This is a genomic window from Ignavibacteria bacterium (genome assembly GCA_036262055.1).
Classification (GTDB): Bacteria; Bacteroidota; Ignavibacteria; order Tepidaquicellales; family Tepidaquicellaceae; genus DATAJP01.
In genome coordinates this window covers 732,546-745,744 of record DATAJP010000002.1, presented here as the reverse complement: position 1 = coordinate 745,744, position 13,199 = coordinate 732,546, and the positions used below count along the sequence as shown (strand labels likewise).

Genomic DNA, 13,199 nt, shown 5'->3' with positions numbered 1-13,199 from the left:
TCCGCGAAAGCGGGAATCCCAGTATAAAAAATGAAAAACTTCTTCGTTTATATTTTAGCAAATAAATCCAATGAAGTTTTATATATTGGTGTCACTAACAATTTATTACGCCGCATTATTGAACATAAACAAAAAACTATAAAAGGATTTTCATATCAATATAATACTGATAGATTAATTTATTATGAACAATTTGAAAGAGTAGAATTAGCAATTGAACGAGAAAAACAATTAAAAAAATGGAATCGAAGTTGGAAAAATGAGTTAATTGAGAAAGTAAACAATAACTGGAAAGATTTATTTTATGAAATTGGTGGAACTGATGAGTTATTAGAAATTAAACTGGGATTCCCGCTTTCGCGGGAATGACTTCTGAAAAATCATTTATTCATTGTTTAAAATACCCTATACTAGAACCGACCCAGGTTTTGTTTTTGTTGAAATCCACGCCCATCATTTTTCCTTTTCCCATCCTTACTAAGTTTATCATAAGTTCGGGTTTTCCGTTCTGGGGCCAAACGGCAAGCAGGCGAATCTCTGCTTTTGCAGGCTCATCAAGGGTTTCCACGCAGGGCGAAAAAACTATTTTTCTTTGCAGAACGTAATTATGCTTTTCATTCTCGGGAATAGACGTGATGTCCTCAGATGTTACATCGAACTTAACTCCTGCTCCTGCGAAAGAATAAAGAGGTTTTAATACATAATTTTCCAAATCAGACGGAATTTCTTTCAGCTCATTCACAAAATAACTCTTCGGGACATACTTGCTTTCAATAAACGGAAGCAAGTATTTGCTTATTTTGAAAAACCAGTTTGGATGCGTTACCCATTTTACATCAAGGTCTTCTGTAAACTTAAAATTATATTTAATATCTTTTCTTCCCTTCAGCTCATCATAAATTACACGGTTATAAATTCTTTCAATAGGAATTTTCTTTCCATTCTTTTCATAAAACAACTTCTTCCCTTCTTTCTGAATTTTGGTGAGACATACTGGACTTATACCGAGCATTCGCTCTGTTGCAAGAAAATCTATGTATGTCTTTTGTTTTTCAGGTTCGATTTCAAGAAGTATTACATTCTCGGGATTTGAGTCACCGATTAAAACTTCTTTCAGCTTTTGAATGTAAGTTTCGTGATTCAACCCGTTGAAATAATGAGCATAATTTTCAGGAATATTAAAGTATTCTTTAAACTTTTGATTTAAAATTTCCTGGTAGCAATAAAGTGACGGGAAACCCTGAAGCTCGATTAACTGAGGTATGTAATTCCCATTTTTATCAAGTCCAACAGCAAAATCAATTGCAAGAACATCAGTATGAGCGCTTTCATTGGGAACTTCAAGCCCGGGAGGAATTGCCTTTTTTGAAATTTCTTTAAATTTATCGGATTGCAGAAAATTCAGAATGTCATCTGCAGCTTTAATTAGTTCGTTCTTAAATTTGGGAGTTATAAAAACCGGAGTTTCAGAAATCCTGAATTCAATTTCTGTATCAAACTCTTTATCGAGGGCTTCTAAAAATTTTTTATACTTTTCGTAAGTAAATTCGGCGTTATATTTTTTTCGAAGCTCAGGAATCATACTTTAATTACCGGTTGTAAATTTCCAGATTGGACTTTCAGTGAAAGAATTATGGTTATCCTTAGCAATAACTTTCCAGTAAAATACTGTATTCGCGGCAACCAAGCCGACATCAACTATCGTCGCCGTAGTATTACTCTCAACCACTGTTATAGGAGGATTAACGGTTCCCATAATAACATCATATTTCACCGTATCAGATGCATCGGGGTCACCTCCCAGCCAGCTGACTGTAATAAATCGTCCTATATTCGATGCATTGTCTGCCGGATTTGGGTTTGAAGGCACATCAGGAGGACTATTGGTTGGGGTTATAGGATTATTGTTATTGATTGCTTCTCTGCATGATGCAAATGCAAAAAGGAATAAGACAATCAGTAAAAAATTTTTCATAAATACTTTAAAAAATTATATTAAAAATTTTCCTTTGTCCATTACCTGTTCAACAGAATCACCGTAGTCAAACCAGATGGAGTTTTTTATGCTCACGCAGTCAATATGAGTAGTCGAGACCCAGTCTGCGCCTGTATATTTCGAATACGGATGTCCGAACGCCATATGAATTGTCGGAAGCTTTTCATCCTGCAATATATTTCCGATAACTTTTTTGCAGGCAAGATTTGTTCCTATTGCAAACTCGCCGACTCTGTTGCTGTTGTCGTCAGTCATCGTGTATGCAGTAAACTCTTCGAGTAATTCTTTATTTACGCATTCCATTTTTTTGATGCGTGCGTTTTCAATTTCTATTGTAAGAGGTGTATTAATCAAATCACCATACTTTGAACATAAGTAATCACCAACAACACCATCTACAACAAATATTCCATTAACATTTTTAGGAGAAGTAAAAATTTCACCACCGGGAAGATTTCCCCATTTTTCAACTGAAATTATTCCGCTTGTCTTAAGCCATTTTATGTTTGGTGAAAACTCTCCGACTATGTTCGTCCCGTTTTCTGAAGTAGCTTTGATAAACTTTGCTCTTCTGGCTTTCTCAATTAATTTCTGGCTTAACTCATCTATCTTTAAGAAATCAGCTCTCATGCCTTCGTTCATAATCTGCTTCGTTATGTTCACCATATGCGCGTGTCTTATTCTGTTGGCATCGACAACTTCAGTCATATCGATTCTTGAACGAAGCTCCCCAGTTTCAGGATGTGCGGCAAAAATGCTCACCTGTGACTTTGCAAGGTCATCAAGAATCGGCTGAGGCATATGCTTCAGCGGTCGCTGTGCATAATCTTCCATTACGAAAACGGAATATTCTGAACCGACTTTTTTTACTTCGGAAGCTAACGCCGCCGCAATCTCAAGAGCATTGTTATCGGTAATAATCGTAACTCTTTCATTTGGTTTTAGTCTTAGACAAGTGTTAACTGCATTTTTTGCGCCTTCGGAAAGATCGCTGTCAAAAGTAATGTTTTGAATTTCAGAGAGCATAAGTATTTTGAAAAATTAGAGTAATTATAATAAAATGAATAATGTTAATTTATTTTTAAACCCCTGTGGGTTTCTTCGATAATGTAATCAACGACTTTTTTTAAATCGCCTGTTTCTTTGTAAACTTGCAGCTGCCTGTCAGCGCCTGTTCCTTCTTGCAATATTCGGAAGATATAACTTACTTCCTCGCGGCTTCCAAGCTCATCAACAACGTCATCGATAAACTCAAGAAGTTCCTTTGCAAGAGAAACAAACTCAACTTCTTTTTGTTTTCCGAAGTCAATTAGTTTTCCGGAAATTCCGTATCTCGATGCACGCCATTTGTTTTCCATGATAAGTGCCTGACGGTAAATCCTGAAATCGAGATTCTGCTTTACAAGCTTGTGAAGCTTTGCAACGACTGCCTGCACAAGCGCGGCAATCGCAATCGTTTCATCAATTCTCATCGTAACGTCGCATGCGCGGAATTCAAGTGTGTTAAAAATCGGATGCAAGCGGATATCCCACCATATTTTCTTTGCGTTGTCTATGCAGTTTGTTTTTACAAGCAGGTTCGTAAAAGTATCAAGCTCACCGACACTTGCGAAATAATCAGGTATGCCTGTTCTCGGAAATTTATCGAAAACTTTTACACGGTAAGATTTAAAACCTGTATCTCTTCCGAGCCAGAAAGGAGAATTAGTTGATAACGCAAAAATGTGAGGGATAAAATATCTCGCAGCGTTCATAATTTGCACGCCAAGCTCACGGTTATCGAGACCAACGTGAACGTGCAGACCGAAAATTAAGTTTGCGCGTGCGGTCTCCTGCATTTCGTTTATGATTTCTCTGTATCTTGGATGGTCGGTGATTTTCTGGTCATGCCAGTGAGAGAACGGATGCGTTCCCGCAGCAGCAATTCTCATTCCGTTTGCAATTGCAATCTGCGCAAGGTCGCTTCGCATCTTTGTTACCTGCCTGCGGGCGTCTTTTATGTCTTTACAAATATCAGTTCCAATTTCAACAACGGACTGATGCATTTCGGGTTTCAGATTTTCTTTTAAAACCTGCTTTCCTGAATCAAACATCTGCTGAACGTGAGAATGCAATTCCCGTGTTTCGGGGTCAACTATCTGAAATTCTTCTTCAATACCTAATGTGTAAAGCATATTATTTTATATGAAGTCATTCCCGCGCAGGCGGGAATCCCAGTCGTTAATATATAAATCTTTTAACTAATTATCGTGTTTCTTTGGTATATCCTTGTCTTTATTGCTTCACTACTTCACCATTTCACAACTTCACATTTATTTCTTCTTCTTATCCGACTTTCTTTTCTTTCGGTTCTTTATCTTTCTTCTTCAATACAGATTTAGTGCTTTTTTTTTTAATGATGTCGTTGATACTTTCATCATTTGCGAAGCTCTGGATGAATCCGCCCCAGGTGCAGTTGTTCTGTCCTGGCTTATAAGCTTTCGCTCTTCTGATTGCCATTTCCGATGCAGCTTCGACAATCCAGTTGAAGTTAACTTCACCGATTGAGTTTATATCAGCATCAGGTGCTGGGTTGCAGAAATCGATTGCATACGGCACGCCGTCACGGACTGCAAACTCAACTGTGTTGAAATCATATCCAAGCGCATTGTTCAATCTCAAAACATAATCTCTGATTGTTTCTAAAAGCTTCGGGTCTTTGTTCGGACTTTCACTGATGTATCTTAAATGATGAGGGTTTCTCGGCTCATAAGGCATTAAGTGCACATCTTGTCTGTCGATGCAATAGCATCTGAAGTAGCTTTCAAATTTTATTTCTTCCTGAAGCATCATGACAAGCTGACCTGTTTCGTTGTATGCTTTAAAAAATTCTTCAGGGTTTTCAACTTTATAAACGCTCTTCCATCCGCCGCCTGAAAACGGTTTAAAGTATGCAGGGAATCCGATGTAATCAAAAATTCCTTCCCAGTCTAACGGGAATGCAAGATTTCTGAAAGAGTTGCCTGTGGTATCAGGCGGATTTTCATTTGAAGGAAGCAGAACTGTTTTCGGAACAGGCACACCGACTTTAACTGCAAGAGCATTGTTGAAAAACTTTTCATCAGCGCTCCACCAGAAAGGATTATTGATAACCGCTGTTCCTGAAATTGCAGCATTTTTCAAAAAGCCGCGGTAGAAAGGAACATCCTGAGAAATTCTGTCGATGATAACCGCATAATCTGTCGGCTCTGACTGAACAACTTTATCTATTTTTACGAACTCGGCGACTATATCTTTTTCGCCGCGCTCTTCACACTTTGAATTTACTTTATCTACAAACGCCTGGGGAAATGTATTTTCCTGGCCAAACAGTATTCCGATTTTTTTCATTAATTAAAATATCTCCTTTGATTTATTATATTGAAAACTCTATTATTTTATGAAATTGTGAAAATTCAAACAACGGGTAGGAATGACTTAACATAAACCATAAAATTACCTAATTTTTAGGAAAGATTTAAGGGAAAAAACCTCGAAAATACTCGTCAAAACTGTTATTATGAGCGAAAATCTGCATACTATTCTTAATAATTGCGAAGTAATGCTGTTTGATGTTTGTAACACTTTTATGTTTGGAACTGACAGGTTTTCGGAAAAGGAAAATTATCTTGAAACTTATAAAAAGATTGGAGGAAATAATTTAAATCCAGATGAAATTAAGAAGATAATTAGTGAACTTCTCAAATTAATGGTAACTGAAAGCCGTAACGAAACGCTTTTTGAATCAATTCCTCCAATACACGAATATATTAATCGATTGGAAATCTCAAAAAATTTATCTGAGGAAGAAAAATTTAAAATAGAACGGGTGTTTGAATTGCATGAAGTCGGAACTGTCTCTCAGGAATATATTGATATTCTTAAAAAACTTTCTAAAAAATATGAACTTGGAATTATATCAAACATCTGTTCCAATAGTAAAATTTTTAAACAGGCATTTGATGCGGCAGGTATTTCAGATTTGTTTGAAGTCGTGGTTTTTTCTTCTGAACATAATTTTATAAAACCCTCTCCAAAGATTTTTCAGGAAGCAGTAAAAAATTTCGATGTTCCGCTTGAAAAGATTGTCTATGTCGGAGACCACTTAATAAGAGATGTATTGGGAGCACAATCAATTGGAATAAAAGCAATCTGGGTGGAAACTCAGCAACGATGGAAATATGATAAACCAATAATCCCGGATGCACAAATTAAGCACTTAAGAGAACTAATTTTAAATTAAAAAAATTTGATAACATGACACGACGAATTTTAATTTTTTCGGATAAAAAAGATTTAATCGACTTATTAAGCATTACTGCACTTACGCTGACGAAGCTTAATCATCAGGTTACGTTTGAAGAAGTCGATACCGAAGAAAAATACATAAGGCGCAGCGGTGATGAAAACGTAAATATGATTTTGCTTGACTTGGATTTAAAAGATGTGAACGTGATAGACCTTATAAGAAAATTCCGCAAAAGATGCCCGACCTCAAGCAAAAAACTTATTGCTTTTTATAAAGACAATGAGTTTTTGAAATCACAGGCATTCGAAGCCGGCTGCGACAGCGTCATGCGCGAAGATGAGCTAAAGGTAGTGGCAAATAATTTGTTTTCGTTTTGAACCTAATAAATTACGGGTACGACAGGCATTCCTGCCTGTCGGGACAGACAAGAATGTCTGTCCTACCCCAACAAAAGTTTCACTTCTTCGCCTTCAACCTCAACGAATTTAACACAACTGACAACGAACTAAATGCCATTGCGGCACCGGCGAGCATTGGATTGAGCAGGTAGCCGTTAATCGGATATAAAACTCCGGCGGCAATCGGGATGCCGATTACATTATATATAAACGCCCAGAAAAGATTTTCTTTAATTGTCTTAACTGTCTGATTCGAAATCTTGAGCGCATAAACAAGATTCAGCAAATCGTTTTTCATCAGCACGACCGATGCGCTCTCGATTGCAATATCCGTTCCGCTCCCGACCGCAACACCGATATCCGCCTGCGCAAGCGCGGGCGAATCATTGATCCCGTCACCGACCATAATAACTTTTTTCCCCTTTGACTGAAGCTCTTTCACGATTTCATTTTTCTTATCAGGTGTTACTCCCGCATAAACATGCTGCGGATTTATTCCGACCTCGCCTGCAACTTTTTCTGCGGTAATCCGGTTATCACCCGTTGCCATGAACACCTCAAGTCCTTCGCTCTGCAAAGTCGAGATTGCAAGCTTAGAAGTATCTTTAACTTTATCGCTTATGAAAACTCTCGCAAGCAGTTCATTATCCGAAGCAAAATAAACAACCGAGCCCGTGATTGCGTCTTTGATTTTATTTTCATCCGGAACCCAGTTTTCATTTTTTACTACAAACTGTTTTGAGCCGACATAATATTTTACATTATTGCTAACTGCAATAATTCCCGAGCCGGGAATGTTATCAAACTTTTCAAGAGAAATTTTTTCGATTTTTAGATTCTTGAAGTAATCCGAAATCGATTTCGCAAGCGGATGCTCCGATAAGCTTTCAATCGAAAGTAAAATCTGTGAGTATTTATTCACATCATCAAACGGCACGAACCACTCAACGTTTTCAACCTGCGGCTTGCCCTCGGTGATTGTTCCTGTCTTGTCCATTAAAATACAATTTGCAGTTCTGAATTTTTCTAAGCTTGCTGCATCCTTAAATAAAATCCCGTGATTAGCCGCTTTGCCGATACCGACCATTATCGCAGTCGGTGTCGCAAGCCCGAGCGCGCACGGACACGCAATCACAAGCACGGTAACCGAAGTAACAAACGCATAAGCAAACGGCGGAAGCGGACCCGCAATCATCCATACTATAAAAGTAATGACAGCAATTACCAAAACTACCGGGACGAAAATACCCGAAATTTTATCGGCGATTTTCTGAATCGGCGCTTTGCTAACCTGTGCCTCACGTACAAGCTCAATGATTTTTGCCAGCATAGTTTCGGAGCCGACCTTCCGCGCTTTCATTTTGAAGCTGCCCGATTTATTAATCGTTCCGCTAATCACTGTATCACCTGTTTTCTTCTCAACAGGAAGCGGTTCGCCCGTTACAGCGCTTTCATCAATGACAGAATATCCCTCGGAAATAATTCCATCGACGGGAATGCTTTCACCCGGCTTAATCAAAATTATATAACCGACAACAATATCGCTAACAGGAATTTGCTGTTCCTGCCCGAGACGAATAACCGTTGCAATCTTTGGCTGAAGATTAATTAACTTTTTCAAAGCATCGGATGTTTTTCCCGTTGCTTTTGCTTCAAAATATCTGCCAAGTAACACAAGCGTAATAACCACCGCAGCAGCTTCGTAATAAACTGTTGCTTCAAGTCCGCTTTCAAGCAAATAACTCGGAAAGAAAGTATTTATCACACTTAATATAAAAGCTGCACCTGTACCCAACGATACAAGCGTATCCATATTCGACGACAGATGCCTGAGCTGCTTAAATGCTGTTATGTAAAACTCGATACCCGAATAAAAAATCACCGGTAAGCTTAATGCAAACATTATGTAATTTGCGTTGTGCATGTGATGGATGAACATCGCAATAACCACAAGCGGTAAAGAAAAAATTATTGCAACAATTACTTTTCTTTTAAGGACTGCTTCATCCGTCATCATCATATGCTGCGAATGGTCCATACCATTCATTCCTTGCATATCATTCTTCATCCCTTCATGTTTATCCTTTTTCGTATCATCAATTAATTTATACCCGATGCTGTCAACTGCTTTCTGCATTTGAGCAATAGTAATCTTATCGGGATTATATCTTATCAATGTTGACTTATCTGCAAAGTTAACATTTACATCCTTCACCCCTTCCTGCGCCTTCAATATTGACTCAACGCTTATCGCACATGATGCACACGACAAACCCGAGACAGGAAGAATAATTTTCTTTATGCTTTCATTTTCATTTGTGTCCATATTCTAAATTATAAATATATAGCATTAGTCTAAATGCAAATAATTTGTTATTTTAAGCTGATATTAAAAGTTTTTACGTTTAATTTTATATTAATGAGCATAGAGATATTATCATTAGCTGGATTTATTATTGCAATTATTTTAGGAAGCATAAGAAGTGATATCAATACGGGCATTATTTCTATTGCACTGGCGTTTGGAATAGGATTTTATGCTGCGGGGTTCAGTATATACGAGATATCTTCTTTTTTTCCTTCAGAGCTGTTTCTCATATTAGTCGGCATTACTCTCATGTTTTATATGGCTAAAGACAACGGAACGCTTGAGAAGATTACAAGATTTGCAATCTGGCTTACAAAGGGTAAAAGCTATCTGATACCAATATTGTTGTTTGCATTAGCATCTATCTTATCTGCAATCGGAGCAGGCAACATTGCTGCAGTTGCAATAATTGCTCCGATAGGAATGCCTATTGCATATAAATTTAAGATAAATCCTTTGTTAAGTTCAATAATGATTTGCACAGGAGCGAATGCAGGTACATTCTCACCTATATCCCCGACGGGAATTATAAATCAGTCATTAATGAAAGGTATAGGTATTGAAGATAGTAGTTTATGGTTCGAAATTTTTTTATTAACCCTCATACTTCAAAGCTTAGCTGCAATTGCTGCTTACTTTCTTTTCAAGGGCTATAAAAAGCAAGACCACATTGACCATGACAAGCATTTAAATCATCTTCACCTTCGAAGCCCACCAAAAGACAATTCATAACAATTTTTTTTATTGCTATGCTGATATTATTCGTCATATTATTTGATGTTCCGATAGGATTGGGGGCTTTTACTATAGTAGTAATTATGTCTGTCTTAAAACTCAGCCACCTTGAGCAGGCAATTAATGAAATTCCATGGTCTCCGATTCTGCTCATATCGGGAATTACAGTTCTAATAGGATTAATTGCAAAAACCGGAGGGCTAATGCTTGCAACTGATTTTATTGCCGGTAAGACATCTGTTAGTTATATAAATACCGTTCTTGCTGTCTTAGCGGGATTTGTTTCTTTATACAGCAGCTCATCGGGAGTTGTTATGCCGACTTTCATAAATCTGGTTCCCGGTCTTCTGGAAAAATTCGGAACCGGAAGCGCCAAAGAAATGATTGTTGCAATTAATGTAGGCTCTCATTTGGTGGACGTAAGCCCGCTTTCCACATTAGGTGCTTTATGCATTGCTTCCCTCGAGGAACACGATAGAAGCAAAGTTTTCAGACAATTGCTTTTATGGGGATTTACAATGCTTCTATTTAGTGGTTTAATTATATATATATTTTTAGATTTATTATAACTTAAAATTGATAAAATTTTGAATTTTGTAATATGTTATGTTATTATAAATTACGATATATGAACAATAATTTAAATTAACTTATGAAAAAATTATTACTCGCTTTTATAATTTTAACCGGATTAATTTTTTATTCATCTGGTTGTTCAACCTCACCGGAATATGCCGCCGATTGGCAGGAACTGCAAAATCAATTTCAACCAATGATAAACATGATGGAAAAAGGTTTATATACTGATTTTATTAATATGTATGTTGACCCAAGATTGGTTTCGAGAAAAGATGGTGCTTCGGCAATGCTGACCGAATTTAACATGGATAAAAGAGAACAATTATTACGAGCATTAAAAACCGCAAAAAACATGCAGCCTACAATAAATACCGTTCAAAAGATTGCGACTTTTGATAATATAACTTTTCCTTATCCTTTAAGATTTCAAAAGTTCGGAGACAGATGGTATATACTCGATAACCAGGCTTTTGAAAATAATTAATTTTAATTATCGATAATTCTTTCAGGGGATTGTGCCTGCTCAGTTAAATTTACGTTATGAACTATACTCTCAGCATCATTCATAATATCATCTGATAAATTTTGGTCTTCTAAATTTCTTTCAACTTTAGAAGACCTTTGCTCAATCTTAAAAATATTTATTGCAAGCGGAGGAAGGGTGAGACTTAAAGAGTTATCATGATGAAATCTCTTTTCTTCGAATGATTCAACACCGCCAAGATTTCCTTTTCCGCTTCCCCCATAAATTACTGCATCACTGTTAAAAATTTCCTTATAAAATCCGGCTTCCGGAACACCAATCAGATAATTTTCGCGAAGTACCGGCGTCATATTGCAAGTGAATACAAGAAAATCTTTTTTGTCATTTGAGTATCGGATAAAGCTCAAAACGCTTTGCTCTGCGTCTGAAAAATCAATCCAGTTGAATCCCCTGCTTTCAAAATCCACTTCCCAGAACTCCTTATGAGCAAGATATAATTTCTGTAAATCTTTAAAATATAAATTTAGTTTTTTGTTATAATCATTCTCAAACAAATTCCAATCAAGCTGCCACTCACAGTTCCATTCCCTGAACTGAGCAAAATCGCTTCCCATAAAATTCAATTTTTTTCCGGGATGCCCGTACATAAACCCAAAAAACAAACGCAAGTTCGCAAATTTCTGCCATTGGTCTCCCGGCATTTTGTCAATTAATGAACGTTTGCCATGAACAACTTCATCATGAGAAATCGGCAGCAAATAATTTTCATTAAATGAATACCAAAGCGAAAAAGTAATCTGGTTATGATTATACTTTCTATAAATCGGGTCAGTCGAAAAATATTTCAGCACGTCATGCATCCAGCCCATGTTCCATTTCATATCAAAGCCGAGTCCTCCGAGATGAACGGGTTTTGTAACTCCCTGCCAGTTTGTTGATTCCTCGGCAATCATCACAATGCCTTTGTTATATTTATGAACCGACTTGTTTAACTTTTTTATGAATTCAACCGCTTCAAGATTTTCATTGCCGCCATGGATGTTCGGCTCCCACTCGCCGTCATTTCGTGAGTAATCAAGATACAGCATTGATGCAACAGCATCGACACGAAGTCCGTCTATGTGATATTTGCTAAACCAAAACAGTGCATTTGATACGAGAAAATTCACTACTTCATTTTTTCCATAGTCGAAAATAAGTGTTCCCCAATCTTTATGAAAAGCTTTCTTCGGGTTTTGGTAAGCATAAATCTGCTCGCCGTCAAAATCATTCAAGCCGTGCTCATCAGTCGGGAAATGCGCGGGAACCCAGTCGAGTATTACTCCGATATTGTTACAGTGACAGTAGTCAACAAAATACATAAAGTCCTCCGGCGTGCCAAATCTGCTTGTAGGCGCAAAATAATTTACAACCTGATATCCCCACGATGTATCAAGCGGATGCTCCATCACCGGCAAAAGCTCGAGATGTGTGAAACCCATTTCCTTTGCATATTCAACAATCTTGTGAGCAAGCTCACGGTAATTCATAAAGCCCCATTCGTTTTGGGGATACTCGGATTCTTCATTCAAGTTTCTTTTCCACGAGCCAAGATGAACTTCGTAAATCGACATCGGCTTGCGTTTAAAATTATTTCTTGCACGTTCTTTCATCCAATCACTATCTTTCCATTTATAATCTTTAAGTGAACAGACAACCGATGCAGTTTGCGGACGAACCTCCGCCTGAAACGCAAACGGGTCGGATTTAATTTTTATTTCATTTCTCTGCGACTTGATTGCGTATTTATATTTTTCCCCTTCATTAATGCCCGGTACAAACAAGCTCCATACTCCCTGACCGTTGAGATTTTCCATCGGATGAACACCTTCTTTCCAGTTATTAAAATCTCCGATTACGCTCACCGCCTTCGCATGAGGAGCCCACACAGCAAAATGAACACCAGTAGCTTTGTTAATCTTTCGTATTTTTGCGCCGAGCTTTTCATAAATCTTAAAATGATTTCCTTCACCGATTAAATATAAATCATAATCAGTGATTTGAAGCGGATATGCATAGGGGTCTTGAATTTCATATGAGGTTCCGTTTTGGTCTTCAAATAAAATTGAGTAAGGGAAAATTTCCTTTACGTTCTCAAACTCCGCCTGATAAATATTCTGCGGGTTGATACGCTTCATCTGAATCTTGCCGTGCAATTCAAATTTTTCTCTGTGCTTCTTTTTGAGCTTAATCCATGCATCAAGAGCAAAGGGAAGGTAGGATGTAATGGTTAGTGTTTTGTTTTTCGTATCAAGCTTAGGTCCAAGGACCGAAAACGGCGATGAAGATTCAAAAGAGGTAATTTTATTTAGTTCATCCTTTGTCTTCATATC

At 37.4% G+C, this 13,199-nt stretch carries 13 protein-coding genes; 6 read left to right on the top strand and 7 right to left on the bottom strand.

Annotated elements, in window-relative coordinates; all coding sequences use genetic code 11:
- Positions 1–30 precede the first annotated feature (30 nt).
- Positions 31–369 carry a GIY-YIG nuclease family protein gene (locus tag VHP32_05205; protein HEX2787285.1) on the top strand — a complete coding sequence of 113 codons (339 nt, stop codon included), beginning with the start codon at positions 31–33 and terminating at the stop codon, positions 367–369.
- A 19-nt stretch (positions 370–388) separates the two neighbouring features.
- Here VHP32_05205 and VHP32_05200 read toward each other — a convergent pair whose 3' ends face one another.
- The 5 genes from VHP32_05200 to VHP32_05180 form a co-directional block, all read right to left on the bottom strand.
- Complete coding sequence (locus tag VHP32_05200) at positions 389–1,582, bottom strand: hypothetical protein (GenBank protein HEX2787284.1); 1,194 nt, start codon at positions 1,580–1,582, stop codon at positions 389–391.
- Between the two features lie 3 nt (positions 1,583–1,585).
- Positions 1,586–1,975 (bottom strand): hypothetical protein, encoded by a 390-nt coding sequence (locus VHP32_05195; GenBank protein ID HEX2787283.1) that lies wholly within the window; start codon positions 1,973–1,975, stop codon positions 1,586–1,588.
- A 15-nt stretch (positions 1,976–1,990) separates the two neighbouring features.
- Entirely contained in the window at positions 1,991–3,022 is a 1,032-nt protein-coding gene (locus VHP32_05190; protein HEX2787282.1) for an aminopeptidase, read from the bottom strand.
- A gap of 44 nt (positions 3,023–3,066) precedes the next feature.
- Entirely contained in the window at positions 3,067–4,170 is a 1,104-nt protein-coding gene (locus tag VHP32_05185; GenBank protein ID HEX2787281.1) for a carboxylate-amine ligase, read from the bottom strand.
- A 151-nt stretch (positions 4,171–4,321) separates the two neighbouring features.
- Positions 4,322–5,365, bottom strand: a complete 1,044-nt coding sequence (locus VHP32_05180; protein ID HEX2787280.1) for a hypothetical protein — start codon at positions 5,363–5,365, stop codon at positions 4,322–4,324.
- A gap of 169 nt (positions 5,366–5,534) precedes the next feature.
- Here VHP32_05180 and VHP32_05175 point away from each other — a divergent pair, with 169 nt between their 5' ends.
- Complete coding sequence (locus VHP32_05175; GenBank protein ID HEX2787279.1) at positions 5,535–6,257, top strand: HAD family hydrolase; 723 nt, start codon at positions 5,535–5,537, stop codon at positions 6,255–6,257.
- Positions 6,258–6,271: 14 nt separating this feature from the next.
- Positions 6,272–6,640 carry a hypothetical protein gene (locus VHP32_05170; protein HEX2787278.1) on the top strand — a complete coding sequence of 123 codons (369 nt, stop codon included), beginning with the start codon at positions 6,272–6,274 and terminating at the stop codon, positions 6,638–6,640.
- A 79-nt stretch (positions 6,641–6,719) separates the two neighbouring features.
- Here VHP32_05170 and VHP32_05165 read toward each other — a convergent pair whose 3' ends face one another.
- Positions 6,720–8,987 carry a heavy metal translocating P-type ATPase gene (locus VHP32_05165; protein HEX2787277.1) on the bottom strand — a complete coding sequence of 756 codons (2,268 nt, stop codon included), beginning with the start codon at positions 8,985–8,987 and terminating at the stop codon, positions 6,720–6,722.
- Between the two features lie 93 nt (positions 8,988–9,080).
- Here VHP32_05165 and VHP32_05160 point away from each other — a divergent pair, with 93 nt between their 5' ends.
- The 3 genes from VHP32_05160 (at position 9,081) to VHP32_05150 (ending at position 10,827) form a co-directional block, all read left to right on the top strand.
- Positions 9,081–9,761 carry an SLC13 family permease gene (locus VHP32_05160; protein ID HEX2787276.1) on the top strand — a complete coding sequence of 227 codons (681 nt, stop codon included), beginning with the start codon at positions 9,081–9,083 and terminating at the stop codon, positions 9,759–9,761.
- A 17-nt stretch (positions 9,762–9,778) separates the two neighbouring features.
- On the top strand, positions 9,779–10,333 hold the full coding sequence (locus VHP32_05155) for a hypothetical protein (protein ID HEX2787275.1): 555 nt from the start codon (positions 9,779–9,781) through the stop codon (positions 10,331–10,333).
- Positions 10,334–10,416: 83 nt separating this feature from the next.
- Complete coding sequence (locus VHP32_05150; protein HEX2787274.1) at positions 10,417–10,827, top strand: hypothetical protein; 411 nt, start codon at positions 10,417–10,419, stop codon at positions 10,825–10,827.
- A 2-nt stretch (positions 10,828–10,829) separates the two neighbouring features.
- Here the strand turns inward: VHP32_05150 and glgB are convergent, their stop codons facing one another.
- Entirely contained in the window at positions 10,830–13,196 is a 2,367-nt protein-coding gene (gene glgB, locus VHP32_05145) for a 1,4-alpha-glucan branching protein GlgB (protein HEX2787273.1), read from the bottom strand.
- Positions 13,197–13,199: the final 3 nt, after the last annotated feature.